The following is a 21,893-nucleotide window of genomic DNA, read 5'->3' as shown; positions in this document are numbered from 1 at the left end:
GCAAAAATCTCTACACACAAACGTAAGAAAAGAGCTAGAGCAAACAGACATAAGAAAAAGTAAGCATCGCTTACTTTTTCTGCATTTGCATTAAAAGCTGAACAACGTTCATTGACAAGAAGTTTAAACACTTCATACAGGCAAAAACCCTGTAACATTATTTTAATCCATCTACACAATTAAGTGTAGTATAAAACCAAATTCAGAATGAAAACAGAATTAATTATTCGTTCAAGTTCATCTGATATTGATTTTGCCTTACTAAGAGATGGTAAACTTATAGAGTTAAATAAAGAGACAAACGATAACAAGTTTTCTGTAGGCGATATTTTTATTGCCAAAATAGGAAAAGTTTTATCGGGCTTAAATGCTGCTTTTGTAAATGTTGGTTATCCAAAAGATGGCTTTTTACATTATCATGATTTAGGCGCACAAGTAAACTCTTTATCAAAATTCCTTAAGAAAGTAAGCACAGGTAATTATAAAGAATACACTTTAAAAAATTTCGGCTTTGAGAAAGATATACACAAAGACGGAAGCATTAACGATGTCCTTAAAACAGGACAAAACACATTAGTGCAAATTGTAAAAGAACCTATTTCTACCAAAGGACCACGAATTAGTTCTGAGCTATCTATAGCTGGTAGATTTTTAGTTTTAGTTCCTTTTTCTAATAGAGTTTCTGTATCGCAAAAAATTGCAGATCCAAAAGAAAAAGAACGTTTAAAAAGATTAGCCCAAAGCATAAAACCAAAAGGGTTTGGTGTGATACTAAGAACTGTTGCTCAAGATAAAAAAGTAGCAGAATTAGACAGGGATTTACAAAACTCTTTAGAACGTTGGAAAGGCATGTGTAAAAGCATTGCAAACACAAACACCCCAACAAAAATTTTGAGCGAGTTAAACAGAGCATCTTCTATTTTAAGAGATGTAATGAATGATTCTTTTACAAACATTGTTACAAATGACGAGACTTTAGTTGTAGAAATTAAAGATTATTTACAAGAAATTTATCCCGAAAAGGTAAATATTGTAAATCTACACAAATCAAAAACTCCAATATTTGAGAAGTATGGCGTAGAGCGTCAAATAAAAACTTCTTTTGGTAAAACAGTATCTATGAGCAAAGGTGCCTATTTGGTAATTGAACATACCGAAGCATTGCACGTTGTAGATGTAAATAGCGGAAACAGATCTAACAAAGCAAATTCTCAAGAAGATACTGCTTTAGAAGTAAACATGATTGCTGCAAAAGAAATTGCAAGACAATTACAGTTACGTGATATGGGTGGAATTATTGTGGTTGATTTTATTGATATGCAAAGTGCAGAAAATAGACAAAAACTCTATCAGTACATGAAAGATGAAATGTCTTTTGATAGAACAAAGCACAAAATTTTACCACCAAGTAAATTTGGTTTGGTACAAATCACTCGTCAAAGAGTAAGACCAGAATTAGAAATTAAAACAAGAGAGCCAAATCCGAATATAAACGGAGAAGTTGAAGCTCCAATTGTTTTAATTGATAAAATCGAAATTGAGTTAGAAAGAATTATATCTAGCGGAAAAAACTACAAAAAGATTACGCTTAATGCGCATCCGTTTGTAGCCGCGTACCTTACACAAGGTGTTTTTTCTATCCGTTTTAAATGGTTTATTAAATACAAAAAGTGGATCGATATATTACCTAGAGATGCTTACCAGTACTTACAATATAAATTTTATAAAAAAAGTAAGTAAGGCATAACTTTTATCAACAAAAAAACCGCATCATTTTAAAATGATGCGGTTTTTTTTATGCTTTTTATTTTAATTATTTATTTGATGCTAATTTGGTGGTATCATGATTCCAACTTTTAACACTAACAATTGTATTGTTAGTGTAGGTAATCTCTTTTAAAGCATTGTTACTCCAAGCAAACCATTTTCCTACTTTTTTACCCGCTATATAATTTGCAATTACTATTTTTTCTCCTTTTTTATTATAAGAAACCCACTGACCTGTTAATTTTTTATCTTTAAAAAAACCTTGTTCTTTAATAGAACCATCTTGATAGTAGTAAGTTGCCTTAACCATATCTTCAGATTTTTCATATGTTGGTTCAATTTCTTGAGCGTTGCTAATTGTAAAAGCAAAAAAGAACGCTAGGGTAAGTATTTTTTTCATGGTATCTGTATTTAATGTTAACTACTTTAACAAAAGTATCATTATTTTTAACAATAAACAAACATTTACATAACATTAAATTAACATTGGGTCAAAACCAAAAGCCCAAATTAAAATACCAAGAATATTTATTTGTATCTGGAGACCAAGAATATTTTAAATCAATTGGGCCAATAATAGAGTTTACACTATACCCAATAGCGTAGCCAGATTTTGTGTCATTAAATAAATTTCCGTTGTTTAAAACGCTGTTTTCTACTCTAGCATAATTTGCTAAAAAATGAACAAACTGTTTTTCTGTAATGCCAACTCGTACATTAATTGTAGATTTTAAAAACGACTGTTCTGACAATGCGTTGATGTCATATCCGTAAAAAGGAATAAAATTATTGATAAAGTTTTGATTGTATCCACCTAATAAAAAATCGAAGGTTTTTGAGTTTACATTTCCAAGTGTAAATCCTGCTTCAGATTCAAATAGCAACGTAAGGTTCTTTTTAAACGTTTTTGCAAAACCTATTTTTCCTCGTACTTGAGAAAACTGAATAAAATCTTTATTATAATCTGAAGAAGCCATGTACCACTTAAATCTGGCGTCTAATAAAATCCCTTTTTTAGGATAATATTTATCATCATACGTATCTAGCTTTAGATAAGAATACAGGTTTAAATAATTACTATCGTCAAAAACAAATGGTTCGTTTGTCGTTGTAGAAATTGTTTCTGTTTGCGACACCAACTCTTGTTGCTCTAACCCTAAACCAATTGCAAACTTTCTGTCGAAGGTGGTTTGAACATAAACTCTATTTGTAAAATCTCTGTATTGTAAATTAATTAAATTGATACCTGGTAAGTTTGATATAACATTGGTTTGAAAACTATTGTACCTAGAACTAAAGCCATAACTATAATAAAATCCGTTGTCTACAAAGTAGTGCAAATTAAACCTTGGTTTGTCCCCAACGACTAAATCTAAAGAAACAGCATCGTTTTTAGATAAAATATTCTTTTTATTTAAGTTGATTAAAACGCCCGATTTGTATACCAAATCGTAATGTACTCCTAACCTTAAACTTGCATTTAGCTTCTTTTCTTTGATTTTTAATTGAATATTTTTTCCTTCAGGCGTATTTTTAACATGAAATTTGATCATCTTAAAATTATCTGTTGCCGATAAATAACTAATCTTAGTTGCCAACTCCTTATAGTTTATTTTATCCCCTTCTTGCAGTTTTAATTTTCCTAATATATAAGCTCTTGTATAATTATTGTTTCCTTTAATTTCTACTTTATGAACAACAAATTCAGGATCTGTATTAACCAAATCAATTCGTTTTATTTTTAGAGGTTGAAGTTTTGCAATGCTGTCGAATGTTTTAGCAAATTTTTTACCTATTTGTACTCCTTTAGATAATATTTCTACAGGTTTATCAAAAGAAACTACAGAATAATCATAAATATCTGGATGAATATACACATCTGTTTTAGCAACCTGTTCTGCGTTTCTTTTATAAATCTGATAATTAGAAATTTGACCTAATACATCTAATACTGTTTTAATCTTTTCTTTTTTAAATAATTCCGATTGTACATCAACACCAATAATAATATCGACGCCTGTTTTTTTCATTTCATCAACCGGAAAATTGTTTGCAATTCCGCCGTCAACCAATAATTTATCATCAACCTCTATCGGATTTAACAACGTAGGAAAAGAACCACTTGCTCTTAACGCCAATGGTAATGAGCCACTTGTAAGTTTTATTTGATTTCCGGTTTCTACATCTGTTGCAATGCAGAAAAACGGAATTGGCAATTTAGAAAAATCTGAAATAGAATCTACAGGGGATAATAACTGTGTTAAAAAACTTAGGACATTTTGACCTTTAGAAACTCCTTGAGGCAATCCTATTTTCCCTTTATTTATTGGCAAAACAATTGAATATTTTTCTCCGTGTTCTTTTTCGAAAAAAGGAGTTGCTTTTCGTGTGTTTTTATCTCGAAGTAGGGTATAAAAATCTGTATCAATAACAATTTTTTCTATTTGACTTGCACTATAACCTGCAGCGTACAAACCGCCAACAATTGCGCCCATACTTGTACCGCCAATATAATCTATTTGAATTCCTGCTTTTTCTATTTCTTTTAAAACACCAATATGGGCAAACCCTTTGGCTCCTCCACCACTCAAAACCAAACCAATTTTTGGTTGTTTTTTTTGTGAAAAAACAACTATTGATGTCATTAAAAATATAAAAAACAATTTTTTCATTCTGATTTATTATTAAAATATTCGAATATAATTTTAGCTCTTGAATTACCAACTTCAGGTGTTAACTCTTCTAATGTTGCGTCTTTTACTCTTTTTGCCGACTTAAATTTACGCAATAATGTTGTAATCGTTTGCTTACCAATACTAGGAATTTGCTCTAACTCTGATTGAATGGCGCTTTTACTTCTTTTATTTCTGTGAAAGGTAATTCCAAATCGATGCGCTTCGTTTCTTAAAAACTGAATGATTTTTAAACTCTCCGATTTTTTATCTAAATATAATGGAACAGAATCTCCTGGATAATAAATTTCTTCCAATCTTTTTGCAATTCCAACAATGGCAATTTTACCTCTTAGCCCTAAAATATCTAAACTTTTTAAAGCAGATGATAATTGTCCTTTTCCGCCATCAATAATAATAAGTTGCGGCAACGATTCGTTCTCTGCCAACAATCTTTTGTAGCGTCTAAAAACTACTTCTTCCATCGACGCAAAATCATCTGGACCAACAACTGTTTTTATATTGTAATGTCTGTATTCTTTTTTACTTGGTTTTCCGTTTCTAAAAACCACACAAGCTGCAACTGGATGCGTTCCTTGAATATTCGAATTGTCAAAACACTCAATATGTCTTGGTAATGCTTTTAAGCGTAAATCTATTTTCATTTGAGACATAATTCGATTTGCATGTCGGTCTGGATCAACAATTTTTAGTTGCTTAAACCTGTCTTGTCTAAAATAGCGCGCATTTCTAATTGACAATTCTACAATTCGTTTTTTATCTCCTGTTTTTGGAACGGTCACTTTTACATCATCACCAACATCAACAACAAACGGAACGTAAATTTCCTTTGATTGAGAGTTAAACCGTTGGCGAATTTCTATGATTGATAATTCTAATAATGTTTTGTCTGTTTCGTCTAATTTTTTCTTGATCTCTGAGGTGTGAGACTGAATGATGGAGCCGTTTGCTATTTTAAAAAAGTTAACATATCCGAAGCTTTCATCAGAAATAACAGAAAATACATCTACATTATTAATAGACGGATTTACAACGGTAGATTTTGCTTGGTAATTAGATAATTGTTCTAGCTTTACTTTTATTTTTTGCGCTTCTTCAAACTCCATTTTAGCTGCGAAATCTTGCATCAACTCAGAAAATTTTTCTAAGGATTCTTTAAAATTTCCTTTAACAATATTTCTAATTGCAGCAATATCTAACAAGTAATTTTCTTCTGTTTGCAAGTTTTCGCAAGGTGCTTTACAGTTTCCTAAGTGATATTCTAAACACACTCTATATTTTTTTGCTGCAATTTTTTCTTTGCTTAAATCGTATTTGCAAGTTCTTAATGTATACAATTCTTTTATTAAATCTAACAATGCTTTTGCGGTTCTTACAGAGGTGTACGGCCCAAAATACTCCGAACCGTCTTTTACAACATTTCGAGTTAAAAAGATTCTTGGAAAGCGTTCTTTTTTAATGCAAATCCATGGATAAGTTTTGTCATCTTTAAGCATCACATTATATTTTGGTTGATACTTTTTAATTAGATTGTTTTCTAACAACAACGCATCTGTTTCTGTATCTACAACAATGTGTTTTATACTTGCAATCTTCTTTACTAAAACTCTAGTTTTGCCATTTTCGTGGTTTTTAGTAAAATAAGAAGCAACTCTTTTTTTAAGGTTTTTTGCCTTACCTACATAGATAATAATATCATTTATATCAAAATATTGATACACACCGGGAGAATCTGGCAACGACTTTATTTGGATTTCTAATGCATTAGACATACTACGAAAATACCATTTTTACTGTTGCTTTTTTAAACTATTGTTAAAATAATTACTACTTTTAGGGTTCATACTAACCCAATACATATTATCATGAAAAAAAAGAACACAATTACTTTACAAACTGCAAAAAAATGGGCTGAAAACTGGAGAAATTTAGAATCTTCGTATAACAAATACCACGAGTGTAGAGCTTTTAATATTCCTAAAATTGACTTACAAGAAGTTTTAGCTGAGGACGGAGTTGTTAGTGTAAGAGCTTATTTAGGAGTTAAAGAAACTGTAAACCCAAAAACAAAAGATATAACTTACGAAGAAAAACTAATGATTGTTGGTGTTGATAAAAATAATAAAGACATGATTTCTGCCATTAAGCAAAATGAATTAGGTGCAGGTGGTGATGACATTTATGATATGACACAGCCTTGCCCTGATTTTTGCGACCCAAATAGCCCTTTAAATGGTTAATTCATTTTAATGAGTATACAAATTATAATAGTTTATATTGGTTATATTTTATTGGCATTAAATACAGTCTTATTCTTAAGGAATTATAGATTAGAGTTAACACCTATAAAAATATTTACACTATACCTAATTGGCAGTTTAGTTCTTCAATTATATTCAAGTTACCTTAGTAATCATAGAATAAATAACCTTTTTTTATCCCATTATTTTTTTATTGGAAAATTTATTTTGTTAAGTTTATTTTTTAGGGAAATTTTAAAGAAAATAATTCTTAAAAAAATAATTTCAGTCGTTATAATAATCGTATTAGTTGCTCTTTGTGTCTATTATATTGTAGATACCACAAGTTATGATAAATTTAATATTTTTGAAATTGTTGTAACTTCAATTCCATTAATTATCTTTTGTTTTTTATTTTTTATTCAAAAAATTGAAGGTTCAGGAAGTAGGTTTATTTTTATTGTTTCTGGTATGTTTTTATATTTTTTGTGTAGTCTTTTACTCTTTACCGCTGGAAATATTAAAGGCTCAACAAAGATGTTAATCTGGATTACAAATGCATTATTGTACATATTGTATCAAATATTAATTTTTGTAGAGTGGTATAAACATTTTAGAAAAAAACCTGCTTTAACCTAAAAGATTTAAAAAATGGAGGAATTGTTTTCTCAAAAAAATCAAATAATTTCTATTGTCCTTATTGGTGTGTTATTACTTTTATTAATGGCGGTTGCGCTATTTTTCTTTTTCTTCATTTCACGTAAAAAAATTGTTGAAAAAGAGCTTGAAAAAAAATCTGCAGAAATTGAGCATCAAAAAGAAATGATTCACGCAACCATACTTACTCAAGAAAACGAAAGAAAACGTATATCCCAAGATTTACATGATGATATTAGCTCTAAATTAAATGTCATACACCTTAATTCTAATTTGTTATTAGATGGAGGTTTAACTGCTGAAGAATATTCAGCAGTTACTAAAAGCAATATAGATATCACAAACAGAACGCTACAAAGTGCTCGTAAAATTGCCCATGATTTACTGCCTCCAATCCTCGATAAATTTGGTTTACAATCTGCCATTGAAGAATTGGTTGATGATTTTAATACAAGTAAAAAAGTAGTAGTTACGTATCAATTGAAATATCCCGAAAACCATTTAAAAAAGAGCAAAGAATTACATCTTTTTAGAATTTTACAAGAACTCATTAACAACTCAATTAGACACGGCAAAGCAAAAAACATTAACTTAGTACTTAAAATAAATAACGAGAAATTGTCTTTAACCTATTCTGACGACGGAATTGGTTTTGATTTAAAACAAGCTCAACTTAAAAAAGGCTTGGGTCTAAAAAACATAGAAAGTAGAGTTGAATTATTAAACGGAACATTAAAAATTAACAGCAAAGAGAAAAGTGGCGCAACATTTATAATACACATTTAATCCCCTAAAATTATGAAACAAAAAGTAAAAATCGCCCTAGCAGATGATGAACAGCTTTTTAGAAAAGGCATTTCATTTATCTTACAAAGAGAAAACAATTTCGATATCCTTTTTGAAGCCGAAAATGGTCAAGAATTAATAGATGCTATTCATTCTAAAAATGTTCCCGATATTATTTTAATGGATTTAAAAATGCCTGTCCTTAATGGTATAGAAACCACAAAAATAATTCACGAAAAATATCCATCAATAAAAATTATTGCCCTTACAAGTTACAGTGGAAAATCGTTTATTACGAATATGATTAACGTAGGAGCATCCTCATATTTATTAAAAAACACAAGTCCAAAAATTGTAATTCACACCATAAATGAAGTCTTTGAAAAAGGTTTTTATTATGATGATAAAGTACTAAAAACCATTCATGAAAACTTACTTTCTTCTAGTGGTAAAAAGATTAAAAACGACTTAGATGAAAACTTACTCTCTAAAAGAGAGCGCGAAATTTTAGAATTAATCTGTGCACAATTAACTACAGGCGAAATTGCCGAAAAATTATTTCTAAGTCCAAGAACAATCGAAGGACATCGTAAAAACTTGTTGTTAAAAACAGCATCTAAAAATGTTGCTGGTCTAGTTATTTATGGAATTCAAAAGAAATTAATAGAACTCTCAATAGAATTATAAGATGGTCTTTTTCTTTTTTTCTGGCGGAAATGCTTGTTTATTATAAAGGAATAATAATACAACTCCAATTGTTATAAAAGAATCTGCACCGTTAAAAATAGCGTTGAAAAATGTAAAACTTTCTCCCTCGTAAATAGGAAAATACAACATGTCTACCACTCTTCCATGAAACAATTCTCCATACGGGTTTTTTGCGAAAAGCGTTCCTGTTCCGTGCGCTGGCGCATCAAAAATAACTCCGTAAAAAACAGAATCAATAATATTCCCAAAAGCTCCTGAAAGCACTAAAGCAATTGCTATAACAACTATCGTTGGAGCGTTTCTTTTAATGGTCTTTCGCAACCAATAAATAATTCCAAAAACGGCAACTACTCTAAATAATGTTAAAAATAATTTCCCTGCTTTTCCTCCAAATTCAAACCCCCAGGCCATTCCATTATTTTCTGTAAAATGAATTCTAAACCAATCGAAAACGTGAACACTTTCTTGAATTTCGAAATGTGTTTTTACGTAAATTTTACTTACTTGATCTAAAAGTAACGCTAAAAAAACAGTAGTAATTGCAATGGTTTTTTTGGACATGGATAAAATAATTTATACTTAAAAAAAGCCTCCAAATCTGGAAGCTTTTTTTTATTGTTTTCTTTTCGCTTCTATGCTAAGTGTAGCATGCGGAACTAGTTTTAAGCGCTCTTTCTGAATTAATTTCCCAGTTACTCTACAAACTCCGTATGTTTTGTTTTCGATACGTTGTAATGCATTTTTTAAATCTCTAATAAATTTTTCTTGACGAATGGCTAACTGCACATTTGCTTCTTTAGACATGGTGTCTGAACCTTCATCAAAAGACTTAAACGACGGTGACGTATCATTTGTCCCATTATCTGCATTGTTTTTATATGAACTTTCTAACAAGGCTAAATCTTCTTTCGCTCTTGCTATTTTTTTCTCAATAATTTCTTTAAACTCTTGTAAGTCTTCATCTGAATATCTAACGATTTTGTCTGACATAACTCTTACATTTTATTAATTAATATTCTACTTTTGATGTTGTCGAATTCTATTTCTGTTCCATCGTTTAATACATCAACAAAAACCATTTCTTTGGTTAATGTTTCACTCATAATATACGCTTTATTTTCCAATACCGATTCTTGTAAACTTTGATAATTTAACACTGTAAGTTGTATCTTATCTGTAACTTCAAAACCAGAATCTTTACGTAAATTCTGAATTCTGTTGACCAATTCTCTGGCAATTCCTTCTTTGCGTAAATCCTCAGAAATTGTAACGTCTAAAGCAACGGTTAATCCGTGTGCATTTGCTACCAACCAACCTTCAATATCTTTAGATGAAATTTCTACATCTGAGATTTCCAAATGTATACTTTTTTCATCAATTTTGATAGAAAGATGTCCATCTTTTTCGATGTTGATAATATCTTCTTGACTAAAATTTTGGATTGCGTTAGAAATCAATTTCATATCGCGCCCAAATTTTGGCCCTAATGTTTTAAAATTGGGTTTAATTTGCTTCACTAAAATCCCTGAAGCATCATCTAACAACTCTATTTCCTTTACATTTACTTCGTGTTTTATCAAATCAGAAACGGCTAAAATTGCTGCTTTTTGTTGTGCATCTAACACCGGAATCATAATTTTTTGCAATGGCTGACGCACTTTTATTTTTTCTTTTGCTCTTAATGATAATACTAAAGACGAAATGGTTTGCGCATTTTCCATTTTTCGTTCTAAAGAAGCATCAATAAATGATGCATCAAACGTTGGAAAATCTGCTAAATGTACAGATTCAAAAGTCTCTTTTTTGGTTGCATTAATTAAATCTGTGTACAATCTATCCATAAAAAATGGTGCAACTGGAGCACTTAATTTTGCGACAGTTAACATACACGTATATAATGTTTGATATGCAGAAATTTTATCTTGCTCATAGTCGCCTTTCCAAAAACGTCTTCTACACAATCTTACATACCAATTACTTAAATATTCTTGCACAAAATCAGAAATTGCTCGTGTTGCTTTTGTTGGCTCGTAATCTGCATAAAAGGCATCAACTCTTTTTATAAGTGAATGTAATTCTGATAAAATCCAACGATCTATTTCTGGTCGTTCGTTTAACGGAACATCTGCTTCTGCATACGTGAATTTATCAATATTTGCATACAAAGTAAAAAACGAATATGTGTTGTACAGCGTTCCGAAGAATTTACGACGCACCTCTGCAATTCCTTCTAAGTCAAATTTTAAATTATCCCACGGATTTGCATTGCTAATCATGTACCAACGCGTTGCATCTGCGCCGTAGGTTTTCAAGGTTTCAAAAGGATCCGTTGCATTTCCTAAACGCTTCGACATTTTCTGTCCGTTTTTATCTAAAACCAAACCGTTAGAAACTACATTTTTATAGGCAACGGAATCAAAAACCATTGTTCCAATGGCATGCAATGTGTAAAACCAACCTCTTGTTTGATCTACTCCTTCTGCAATAAAATCTGCTGGATAAAACTCTTTATTGTCTATTAATTCTTTATTCTCAAACGGATAATGCCATTGTGCATAAGGCATAGAACCTGAATCGAACCAAACATCAATCAGATCACTTTCGCGGTTCATTGGTTTTCCTGATGCAGAAACTAAGGTAATTTTATCAACTACATTTTTATGCAAATCGATTTTATCATAGTTTTCTTCAGACATATTTCCAACTTCAAACTCAGCAAAAATATCCTCAGACATCACACCTGCATCAACGGCACGTTTCATCTCTGATTTCAATTCTTCTACAGAACCAATAATAATTTCTTCTTTACCATCTTCTGTTCTCCAGATTGGCAATGGAATTCCCCAAAAACGAGAACGAGATAAATTCCAATCATTCGCATTTTTCAACCAATTTCCAAAACGACCAGTTCCTGTTGATTCTGGTTTCCAGTTGATCGTTTCATTTAATTCGTGCATTCTATCTTTTACATCTGTTACCTTGATAAACCAAGAATCTAACGGATAATATAAAATAGGTTTGTCTGTTCTCCAACAATTTGGATAACTGTGCACATATTTTTCAACCTTAAAGGCTTTGTTTTCTGTTTTTAATTTGATGGCTAATTCTACATCAACAGACTTCTCTGGTGCTTCGCCATCATTGTAATATTCGTTTTTTACATATTTACCAGCAAACTCACCCAACTCTGGTCTAAATTTTCCTTGTAAATCTACTAACGGAACTGGATTCCCGTTGTCATCTAACACTAATAAAGGCGGAATTTCTGGTGTTGCTTGTTTGGCAACCATTGCATCATCTGCTCCAAAAGTTGGTGCTGTATGTACAATTCCTGTTCCGTCTTCTGTGGTCACAAAATCTCCTGAAATTACTCTAAAAGCATTTTCTGGATTTTCGTATGGCAACGCATATTTTAATAATTGCTCGTATTTAATTCCGACTAAATCTTTTCCTTTGAATTCGTTTAAAACTAAATATGGAATTTGTTTGTCTTCTTTTGAATAACTTGCTAATGCTGCTGCATCTTTAACTTGATTAAACTTTTTCCCTGCAAATTGTTTTCCGACTAAATTTTTAGCCAACACCACTTTTGTAGGCTCAAATGTATATTGATTAAAAGTATCAACTAACACATACTCAATTTTTGGCCCAACAGTTAGTGCTGTATTACTTGGCAACGTCCAAGGAGTTGTTGTCCATGCTAAAAAATGTACATCGCCATCAACTTGTAAAAATGCTGGTAACGTGTTTTTTATCGTTTTAAATTGCGCAACAACGGTTGTATCTGTAACATCTTGATAGGTCCCTGGTTGATTTAATTCGTGAGAACTTAATCCGGTTCCTGCTTTTGGAGAATAGGGCTGAATTGTATAGCCTTTGTACATCAATTTCTTGCTGTAAATTTCCTTTAACAACCACCAAACAGATTCCATGTATTTTGATTTATAGGTAATATATGGATCTTCCATATCTACCCAATAACCAACTTTACGAGTCATATCATTCCAAATATCCGTATATCGCATTACAGCTTTTTTACACGCTTCGTTGTATTCTTCAACGGTAATTTTGGTTCCAATATCTTCTTTGGTAATTCCCAATTCTTTTTCTACGCCTAATTCTACCGGTAAACCGTGCGTATCCCAACCAGCTTTACGCTTTACTTGAAAACCTTTCATGGTTTTGTAACGCGGAAAAATATCTTTAATAGCACGTGCTAAAACGTGATGAACTCCTGGTAAACCGTTTGCAGAAGGTGGTCCTTCAAAAAACACAAATGGTTCGTTTCCTTCACGTGATGTAATACTCTTTTCGAAGATGTTATTCTTTTCCCAAGATTCTAAAATTTCGTCTGCAACTTTTGGTAAGTCAAGTCCTTTATATTCAGCAAATTTTGCGCTCATTGTTTCGTGCTCTTTAATCGAAGTGCGAAATTAAGGATTTTCCTCTAATTTTTAATAGTTGAAAAGACTAAAAGTTACTTGTTATAGGTTTGATTGTCTGAAAGTTTGAAAATTGTATTGCTTCAAAGGCTCAAAGAGATAAAGCTGCAGAGTTACAAAGGTTCAAAAGTTACAAAATGATTGAGCCAATAATAAAAGCATCCTAACTGCAAACTGCTACTGAAAACTGTTACTGATAACTGAAAACTGAAAATGGTTACTTATTTAATTCCACGTTCTTTTTTAATCTTTTCGTAAGCATTCTGAATTTGTAAAAACTTTTCTTCTGCTCCTTTGATGTGTTCCGGACCTAAATCTTGTAATTTATCTGGGTGATACTTTTTCGCCATTATTCGATAGGCTTTTTTCACCTCATCATCCGAAGATTCTTTTGTCATATTTAAGATTTTATATGCGCTATCAGATTCGTCATAAAACATGGCTTTGATAGATTCATAATCATATTGATTGATGTTTAAATACCCAGCTATTTTTTTAATTTCCTCTACTTCAGAACCTGTTACAAACTGATCAGCTTTTGCAATTCCGAATAAAAAATGAATCAATTGTAATCTAGAAGCGTGCGGCATATGCTGACGAATTTGCACACAAACTTGATGCGAAGAAACTTCCTTTTTTATAATTCCGCTAAATAATTTAAACGCACCATTTGCCCGCTCTTTTCCGTACATTCCTACAAATTGAGTTCTTACAAAATCCAATTCGCGTTGATCAACTTTTCCGTCTGCTTTTATAACCACAGAAGCTAAAATCAATAAACTAATTTCAAAATCTCCAGATTGTGTATTTCCAGAAGTTTTTCCAGATTGACTTTCTTTAAGTTCTTTTAAAATATCGTCTTTAGAAAATCCATCTACAAAACTTCCAACTGCAAACCCAATAATACTTCCAATCGGTCCGCCCAACGTAAACCCTAATCCCGCTCCTAACCATTTAGTAAAATTTCCCATTTAATTCTTTTTTTAAAGTTGCTAATTTACAAAGTTTAAAGTCAAAAGCCACAAGTCGAAAGGGGAAAGAAAGACCGTTACTTGGAATTAGGAACAAATAATAAAATTAGACTTAGGAATAGCCAATTTTTTTATTCTTAATAAGTTGCTTCATCAAGTTGTTTCTCACAATTGACAAGAAGTAGCAATTATTAAAAGCTAGCAGTCAGTAACTTCAGCCACGAATTCACAAATTTTGTGTTAATTATTTGTAAAATATTTTACGGATATAGAAAAACCAACGGTTTTTCATTAATCAAATAAAACTAAAAACCCGTGAATTCGTGGCTAAAAATAAAAGTATGAGTTTGTTCTTACTTTAGACTTGTGACTTTCGGCTTTATCCTTTCCTTTTCTCCAAAATATCTGTATCTTTGTACCTTAAAATTTATAGAATATGTACCCAGAAGAATTAGTAAAACCAATGCGCGATGAATTAGTAAACGCTGGTTTTAACGCTTTATATACCGCTGAAGATGTTGATAATGCTTTGGCAAAAGAAGGAACCACTTTAGTAATGGTAAACTCAGTTTGTGGTTGTGCTGCTGGAACAGCAAGACCTGGAGCGATTGCTTCTTTAGGAGCAGATAAAGTTCCTACAAACTTAACAACTGTTTTTGCAGGTGTAGAAAAAGAATCTACTCAAAAAGCAAGAGAATATATGATTCCTTTTCCTCCGTCTTCTCCAGCAATTGCATTGTTTAAAGATGGTAATTTAGTACACATGTTAGAGCGTCATCATATTGAAGGAAGATCTGCACAAATGATTGCACAAAATTTAGCACAAGCGTACGAAGAGTTTTGTTAAACTCCTATCCTAAATCCTTTCCAAAGGAAAGGACTTTTTAAAATAAAAAGTTTTCTAAAAACCACGTTGATTAACGTGGTTTTTTTATTTTTATCCGATGAACAAACCACAAATTATAGAAAACACCTTTGCTTTTGTAAAAGAAACTTTGAAAGGTGCTGAAGGCGGACACGATTGGTTTCATATAGAACGTGTGTATAAAAATGCTTTGTTGATTGGAAAAGACGAAAATGTTGATGAGTTTATAATTGCGCTTGGCGCTTTGTTACACGATATTGCCGATGCTAAATTTTATAATGGCGATGAAACTATTGGTCCAAAAATGGCAAGAGAGTTTTTAGAAAATCAAAAGGTAAATGAAATTGTGATTGTTCATGTAGAAAACATAATTAATTATATTTCTTTTAAAACTTCATTGTCTTCTGGCGAAAAATTTACATCTCCAGAGCTGGATGTCGTTCAAGATGCAGACAGATTAGATGCAATTGGAGCAGTCGGAATTGCACGTTGTTTTAATTATGGTGGATTTAAAAACAGGGCCTTATACAATCCAGAAATTGCCCCAAATGTAAACATGACCAAAGAGGAATATAAAAATTCTAACTCGCCAACAATCAATCACTTTTATGAAAAATTATTGCTATTAAAAGATAAAATGAATACTTCTACTGCAAAAAAAATTGCTGAAGAACGTCATCTATTTATGGAAACATTTCTTCAACAATTTTATGCTGAATGGAATGGAGAAAAATAAATTATTCTTTGTCATTCCTGCGAAGGCAGGAATCCATAGAAAGTAATTTGTTATTCTTAAAATAATCGACTTAACATTCTCTGTCTAAAAAAACAGGTTCCTGCCTTCGAAGGAATGACACCAATTCAATTTTTTAAAAATCTATTTTCCAGGAAAATCTGCTCTTCTTTTTTCTAAAAAAGCGGTAGTTCCTTCTTTAAAGTCTTCGGTTCCAAAACAGTTTCCGAATTCAGAAATTTCTGTTTCAAATCCGTTTACGCCATCTTTATAATTAGCGTTAATTGCCTTAATTGCTGAACTAATTGCAACCGTAGAATTTCTAGAAATTTTACTCGCTATTTTTAGCGCCAAAGGCAACAATTCTTCTTGAGTTGTTACATGATTTACCAACCCAAAATTGTTTGCTTCTTCAGCAGAAATCATTCCAGCAGTCATCACCATTTCCATCGCTCTTCCTTTTCCGACTAATTGCGCCAACCGTTGTGTGCCTCCATAACCAGGAATTACACCTAAAGAAACTTCTGGCAATCCCATTTTTGCGTTGTCAGAAGCAATTCTAAAATGACTTGCCATTGCTAATTCTAATCCGCCGCCAAGCGCAAAACCATTTACTGCGGCAATAACTGGAGTGGATAAATTTTCCACAAAATCAAACAAAATTTCTTGTCCGTTTCTAGCTAAATCTTCGCCTTCATCAACAGAAAAATGAGCAAATTCAGAAATATCTGCGCCAGCAACAAAAGCTTTTTCTCCGCTACCGGTAATAATAATTGTTTTTACAGCATTATTTGCATCCAACGTTTCAAAAGCATCGTGCAATTCTTCTATCGTTTCGATGTTTAACGCATTTAATTTTTTTGGTCTATTGATGGTGATAATTCCACATCCGTTTTCAATAGTAATTTGTAAGTTTTCGAAATTCATCTTTTTAATTTTTTGGAAATGTTACGGTAAATGTTGTTCCTTTTCCTTTAAAAGAAACAAAATTTATAGTTCCGTTATTTGCTTCAATAATCTTTTTTATAATTGCTAAACCCAATCCCATTCCGCTTGATTTGGTTGTAAATTTAGGTTCAAATATCAAATCTTTTACCGATTCATCTATTCCTTTTCCGTTATCGGTTACAGCAATTTTAATGTTGTCTTTTTCTGATGAAACATGAACCTCAATTTTTGGGTTTTCTGTTTGATTAACTGCTTGAGTGGCATTTGTAATTAAGTTGGTAACCACTCTAATTAACTGCGATTTATCAAGATTTGCTATCAAAGAATTTTCTGTGAAAGAATACGAAATATACTCTTCATTAAAAATGTCTAAAGCTAGTTTTACAACCGAAATTACATCTATCTTTTCTCTTTTTTGAGTTGGCATTTTAGCAAAATCAGAAAAGGCCGATGCAATAGAAGTCATTACATCGATTTGCTGAATTAAGGTTTGGCTAAATTCTTTTAATTTTTCTTTAATATTTGGGTCTGTTGGATCAAATTTTCGCTCAAAACTTTGTACCGATAATCGCATTGGAGTTAACGGGTTTTTAATTTCGTGCGCTACTTGTTTTGCCATTTCTCTCCATGCTTGTTCTCGTTCGCTTTGTGCTAATTTTACAGCACTTTCTTGCAATTCATCAATCATTCGGTTATACGCATTTACCAAAGTGCTAATTTCTGTGCTTCCAGAATTAAATTCAATTTTTTCGTTGCGTTTATTCAACCGTGTTTCGTGGATTTTATCAGAAATAGTTTTGATAGATCTTGTAATATAACTCGATATAAAATAAGCCAAAGAAACAGCTATTATCAACATAAATAAATACACGTATGCCAACCGAATCATAAATTCTCTTAACTCTTTTTCTTCTTCAGAATTGTCTTGAGAAAACTTTAATTCTAAGACGCCAATTCGTCTGAATTTTAAATCAGTAATATACGTGTAAGAAGTTTCGTTACTGATACTGTTGATAACCACATTGCTAAAAACTCTCTGAGACGGTAACGATTCTAAATCTTCTAAAATTTGACCTGATAACGCTTGTTCTTCTTTTGTAATATCAAAAGAATTAATGGTGTTTGATGTAATTAATAGATTTCCTTCTAAATCAAAAATAGAAATGTTTAATTTATGCGTGCTCGAAATTTCGTAGATTCTTTTTTGAAATATTCTAGCTAAATTTTCTGTGGTAAGCGGCTCTCTTGTTTCTCTTTTAAGCTCGAATTCTATACTCGATAAAACCGATTCTTCTTTTCTTTCAAAACGCGCAATATTGTAATCTTCCGTTTGCTTGTCATATTGATAAATGGTAACGCCTAAAATTAAAACGGATGCCAACAACACCAATAAAATCATGGCTAAGAAAATACGAATCCGTAATGATAAGTTTTTAAACATCAATGCTTTTTTATAAGACGATTTAAAGGTACAAAATAGATAAATAAAAAGGCGTTACAAATTGTATAATGCCTTTAATTAGATTTGTCATTCCTGTAAAACAGGAATCTATAATACGTTAATTTGGATTTCTGCCTGCGCAGGAATGACAACTATTTAACCACAAACAAGTAAAATACCAAAAGCACACTGCGTGTGCTAGCCAACAATATTTATAATTTTACCTGGAACAATAATTACCTTTTTTGGCTCTCGCCCTGCGAGTTGTGCGATTGTTTTTTCGTGTGCCATTACTATTTTTTCAATTTCTTCTTTTGATAAATCTAAAGAAAGCTCTAAAGTAAAACGCATTTTTCCATTGAATGAAACCGGATATGTTTTAGCACTTTCTACCAAATGTTTTTCATCAAAAACAGGAAATTCTGCCGTAGAAATACTTTCTTTATTTCCTAATAAACTCCACAATTCTTCTGCAATATGTGGCGCATAAGGCGACACTAAAATTGCCAATGGTTCTAAAATTGCACGCTTGTTACATTTTAATGCTGTTAACTCGTTTACTGCAATCATAAATGTAGAAACTGATGTGTTGAAAGAGAAATTCTCAATATCTTCTTCTACTTTTTTAATGGTTTTATGTAAAACTTTTAATTCGTCTTTTGTTGGTGCTGCGTCAGAAACTTCAAATGTTTCTCCGTTAAAATACAACCTCCATAATTTCTTTAAGAACGATGAAACTCCAGAAATACCAGAAGTTTTCCAAGGTTTTGCTTGTTCTAAAGGGCCTAAAAACATTTCGAACAAACGTAAACTGTCTGCTCCGTATTCTTCACAAATTGCATCAGGATTTACAACATTGTATTTTGATTTTGACATTTTTTCGACCTCTCTTCTTACTTTAAAAACACCTTTTTCTTTTGTAATAAATTCTGCGTTTTTAAACTCTGGCCTCCACTCTTTAAATCGTTTTATATCTAATTCATCAGATGAATCAACAAAAGAAACATCTACATGAATTCCTCTATCTATTCCAAATATTTCATCTTTTAAACCTAAAAAATCTCTAATAATTTTTTCTCCTTTACCTTTAGATGATTTAGGAATTGGTTCCGTTAGAATATCATAAACATCTTTAGAAACAAAAACATTTGGCCTCCCATCTATTCTATATGCAAAAGCAGAAGTTCCCAAAATCATTCCTTGGTTGATTAGTTTTTTTGCAAATTCATCTACCGGAACAATTCCTTTATCAAACAAGAATTTTTGCCAAAAACGCGCGTACAATAAATGTCCGGTTGCGTGTTCAGAACCACCAATATATAAATCAACTTCTTTCCAATACTCCAACGATTCTTTGCTTGCAAATTCCTCAGAATTTTGCGAATCCATATACCGGTTAAAGTACCAAGAACTTCCTGCCCAACCCGGCATGGTGTTTAATTCTAACGGATACACCGTTTTATTTTTTAACTTATCATTGCTTACAACTTTCTTAGCACGAGAATCCCAAGCCCATTCAGTTGCGTTTCCTAAAGGCGGTTTTCCGTCTTCAGTTGGCAAGTATTTTTCTACTTCTGGCAAAACAATTGGCAAGTGTTTTGTATCAATCATTTGCGGCATTCCGTCTTTATAATATACTGGAAAAGGTTCTCCCCAATACCGTTGTCTGCTAAACACAGCATCACGCAAACGGTAATTTATTTTTCCTTCTCCAAAACCTTGTTTTTCTAGTTCGTAAATGGCTAATTTCATCGCTTTTTTGTACGATAAACCATTTAAAAAATCAGAATTTGCAATTTTTGTTCCGTCTTTATCTGTATGCGCCCCTTCAGAAACAGCTACGTTTTCAAAAATATTCGGAATGGCAATATTAAAATGTTTTGCAAAATCATAATCACGTTGATCTCCACAAGGAACCGCCATAACTGCTCCTGTTCCGTAGTTTGCTAAGACGTAATCTCCAATCCAAATCGGAATTTGTTTTCCCGTAAACGGATGCAAAGCATACGCGCCAGTAAACGCACCAGAAATGCTTTTTACATCTGCCATTCTATCGCGTTCAGACCGTTTTGCTGTGGCTTTAATGTAAGCATTTACTTCTTCTTTTTGTTCATCTGTCACGATTCGTGACACCAACTCGTGTTCTGGAGCTAATGTCATAAATGAAACACCGAAAATAGTATCAGGACGTGTTGTAAAAACACTAATCCTATCCCTCTGTCCCTTTCCAGAGGAAAGAGAAGTTGATTCCGTTTCTTTCGAATTATCTTGCTCAAGTTTTGAAAGCAGAAATGCTTGATTACTTAATTCTGAATCTATTTTAGATAAAACTGCATCAATATCACCAATTACTTCTTCATTTTTAAATCTGATCACTTTAAAACCAGATTTTTGTTCTAATTCTAAAGTTCTAGCTTCATCTTTTTCTAGTTGATACTCATGGATTTTACCATCAACTTCAATAATTAATTTCTTTGACAAGCACACAAAATCAACAATAAAATCATTAATTAAATGTTGCTGTCTAAATTTAGATTTTAATTTTTTCCCTTTTAAAGATTTCCATAAAATTGCTTCTGCGGGCGTTGGATTTGCTCTCATTTCTTTCGCTTTTTCAAGCAATAAATAAGAATTATTCCCACCAGTCATATAACCAGGTACTTTTTTAGAGTCAGCCTTTGCTCCCTTTCCTTCGGAAAGGGCTGGGGATAGGATTTCAAAGTTGACTAATGCTCCAACAGATTTTCCAATCCAATTGGTTTGAGAATCTTTTAAAGGTTGTGGCCAATCAATTGTTTCTAATCCATCTAACAAACGTTGTGCGTATGCAGAAATTCGCATCGACCATTGCGTCATTTTTTTTCTAACAACAGGATGACCTCCACGTTCTGAAACTCCGTTTACAATTTCATCATTTGCTAAAACGGTTCCCAAAGCTGGACACCAATTTACTTCTGTATCCGACAAAAATGTCAATCGATATTGTAATAAGATTTCTTCTTGTTCGGCTTTTGTAAATGCTTTCCATTCATCCGCAGAAAAAATGTTGATATCCTCATCACAAACTGCGTTTACAGTTGCATTTCCATCTTTTTTAAAGATTTTAATCAGCGTAGAAACGTCTTCTGCTTTGTCTGAACTTTTATTGTACCAGGAATTGAACAATTGAATAAAAATCCATTGTGTCCATTTGTAATATTCAGGATTTGAAGTTCTTACTTCTCTGCTCCAATCAAAAGAAAAACCGATTCTATCTAGCTGTCTTCTGTATGTTTTAATATTTTCCTCTGTCGTTTTTGCAGGATGTTGACCTGTCTGAATTGCATATTGTTCTGCTGGCAAACCAAAAGAATCATATCCTTGTGGATGTAATACATTAAACCCTTTATGACGTTTGTAACGTGCATAGATATCACTTGCAATATATCCTAGCGGATGCCCAACATGCAAACCTGCTCCGCTTGGATAAGGAAACATATCCAATACATAATATTTAGGTTTCTCCGACTCATTACTGGCTTTAAAAGTTTGGTTTTTATCCCAATATTCTTGCCATTTCTTTTCTATCTCAATATGATTGTATTGCATGTGATTTTCTGCTTTTTAGAAGCGCCAAAGTTACAGCTTATTACTAAAAGATTA

At 32.0% G+C, this 21,893-nt stretch carries 17 protein-coding genes; 7 read left to right on the top strand and 10 right to left on the bottom strand.

Translation table 11 applies throughout. From position 1 onward, the window contains the following. The first annotated feature begins 207 nt into the window (after positions 1-207). Positions 208-1,740, top strand: coding sequence for an Rne/Rng family ribonuclease (locus tag KCTC32516_RS04775; RefSeq protein ID WP_301402361.1), 1,533 nt, complete (start codon positions 208-210; stop codon positions 1,738-1,740). A 73-nt stretch (positions 1,741-1,813) separates the two neighbouring features. Here the strand turns inward: KCTC32516_RS04775 and KCTC32516_RS04770 are convergent, their stop codons facing one another. From KCTC32516_RS04770 to uvrC, 3 genes are all read right to left on the bottom strand, one after another. Further along, entirely contained in the window at positions 1,814-2,167 is a 354-nt protein-coding gene (locus KCTC32516_RS04770) for a toxin-antitoxin system YwqK family antitoxin (RefSeq protein ID WP_301402360.1), read from the bottom strand. A 91-nt stretch (positions 2,168-2,258) separates the two neighbouring features. Then, the gene (locus KCTC32516_RS04765) at positions 2,259-4,439 is read right to left on the bottom strand and encodes a patatin-like phospholipase family protein (protein ID WP_301402359.1); all 2,181 of its coding nucleotides are present in this window, start codon (positions 4,437-4,439) and stop codon (positions 2,259-2,261) included. After that, positions 4,436-6,232, bottom strand: coding sequence for an excinuclease ABC subunit UvrC (gene uvrC, locus KCTC32516_RS04760; RefSeq protein ID WP_301402358.1), 1,797 nt, complete (start codon positions 6,230-6,232; stop codon positions 4,436-4,438). Before uvrC ends, KCTC32516_RS04765 begins: the two co-directional genes overlap by 4 nt. A gap of 93 nt (positions 6,233-6,325) precedes the next feature. On the opposite strand from uvrC, the gene KCTC32516_RS04755 reads away from it, so the two are divergent. Genes KCTC32516_RS04755 through KCTC32516_RS04740 form a run of 4 tightly spaced genes read left to right on the top strand, consistent with a single transcriptional unit; the run spans position 6,326 to position 8,830 of the window. Beyond that, entirely contained in the window at positions 6,326-6,700 is a 375-nt protein-coding gene (locus KCTC32516_RS04755) for a hypothetical protein (RefSeq protein ID WP_301402356.1), read from the top strand. 9 nt (positions 6,701-6,709) lie between these two features. Beyond that, a complete protein-coding gene (locus tag KCTC32516_RS04750) occupies positions 6,710-7,339 on the top strand; it encodes a hypothetical protein (RefSeq protein ID WP_301402355.1) in 630 nt (209 codons plus the stop codon). A gap of 12 nt (positions 7,340-7,351) precedes the next feature. Further along, positions 7,352-8,143: a sensor histidine kinase gene (locus tag KCTC32516_RS04745; protein ID WP_301402353.1), complete on the top strand. Its 792-nt coding sequence runs from the start codon at positions 7,352-7,354 to the stop codon at positions 8,141-8,143. A gap of 12 nt (positions 8,144-8,155) precedes the next feature. Then, positions 8,156-8,830 carry a response regulator transcription factor gene (locus tag KCTC32516_RS04740; RefSeq protein ID WP_301402351.1) on the top strand — a complete coding sequence of 225 codons (675 nt, stop codon included), beginning with the start codon at positions 8,156-8,158 and terminating at the stop codon, positions 8,828-8,830. On the opposite strand, the gene KCTC32516_RS04735 is transcribed toward KCTC32516_RS04740, so the two are convergent. From KCTC32516_RS04735 to KCTC32516_RS04720, 4 genes are all read right to left on the bottom strand, one after another. After that, positions 8,825-9,412: a lipoprotein signal peptidase gene (locus tag KCTC32516_RS04735; protein WP_301402349.1), complete on the bottom strand. Its 588-nt coding sequence runs from the start codon at positions 9,410-9,412 to the stop codon at positions 8,825-8,827. The two genes, KCTC32516_RS04740 and KCTC32516_RS04735, sit on opposite strands and share 6 nt — an antisense overlap. Positions 9,413-9,463: 51 nt before the next feature. Next, positions 9,464-9,841, bottom strand: a complete 378-nt coding sequence (locus KCTC32516_RS04730; protein ID WP_301402347.1) for a TraR/DksA family transcriptional regulator — start codon at positions 9,839-9,841, stop codon at positions 9,464-9,466. A gap of 5 nt (positions 9,842-9,846) precedes the next feature. Then, positions 9,847-13,254 (bottom strand): isoleucine--tRNA ligase, encoded by a 3,408-nt coding sequence (gene ileS, locus KCTC32516_RS04725; RefSeq protein WP_301402345.1) that lies wholly within the window; start codon positions 13,252-13,254, stop codon positions 9,847-9,849. Positions 13,255-13,514: 260 nt separating this feature from the next. After that, positions 13,515-14,264, bottom strand: a complete 750-nt coding sequence (locus KCTC32516_RS04720) for a TerB family tellurite resistance protein (RefSeq protein WP_301402342.1) — start codon at positions 14,262-14,264, stop codon at positions 13,515-13,517. A 436-nt stretch (positions 14,265-14,700) separates the two neighbouring features. Here KCTC32516_RS04720 and KCTC32516_RS04715 point away from each other — a divergent pair, with 436 nt between their 5' ends. Both KCTC32516_RS04715 and KCTC32516_RS04710 read left to right on the top strand, forming a co-directional pair. Beyond that, positions 14,701-15,111, top strand: coding sequence for a BrxA/BrxB family bacilliredoxin (locus KCTC32516_RS04715; protein ID WP_301402340.1), 411 nt, complete (start codon positions 14,701-14,703; stop codon positions 15,109-15,111). 97 nt (positions 15,112-15,208) lie between these two features. Next, positions 15,209-15,865, top strand: a complete 657-nt coding sequence (locus tag KCTC32516_RS04710; RefSeq protein WP_301402338.1) for an HD domain-containing protein — start codon at positions 15,209-15,211, stop codon at positions 15,863-15,865. Between the two features lie 141 nt (positions 15,866-16,006). On the opposite strand, the gene KCTC32516_RS04705 is transcribed toward KCTC32516_RS04710, so the two are convergent. The 3 genes from KCTC32516_RS04705 to KCTC32516_RS04695 all read right to left on the bottom strand — a co-directional run bounded on the left by KCTC32516_RS04705 (position 16,007) and on the right by KCTC32516_RS04695 (position 21,839). Further along, positions 16,007-16,789 (bottom strand): enoyl-CoA hydratase/isomerase family protein, encoded by a 783-nt coding sequence (locus KCTC32516_RS04705; RefSeq protein ID WP_301402336.1) that lies wholly within the window; start codon positions 16,787-16,789, stop codon positions 16,007-16,009. 4 nt (positions 16,790-16,793) lie between these two features. Then, positions 16,794-18,209, bottom strand: coding sequence for a sensor histidine kinase (locus tag KCTC32516_RS04700; protein ID WP_301402725.1), 1,416 nt, complete (start codon positions 18,207-18,209; stop codon positions 16,794-16,796). Between the two features lie 240 nt (positions 18,210-18,449). After that, complete coding sequence (locus KCTC32516_RS04695) at positions 18,450-21,839, bottom strand: leucine--tRNA ligase (RefSeq protein ID WP_301402334.1); 3,390 nt, start codon at positions 21,837-21,839, stop codon at positions 18,450-18,452. Positions 21,840-21,893: the final 54 nt, after the last annotated feature.

The sequence above is a fragment of the Polaribacter huanghezhanensis genome (assembly GCF_030444335.1).
Classification (GTDB): Bacteria; Bacteroidota; Bacteroidia; order Flavobacteriales; family Flavobacteriaceae; genus Polaribacter; species Polaribacter huanghezhanensis.
This window is presented reverse-complemented; position numbering and strand designations above follow the sequence as displayed.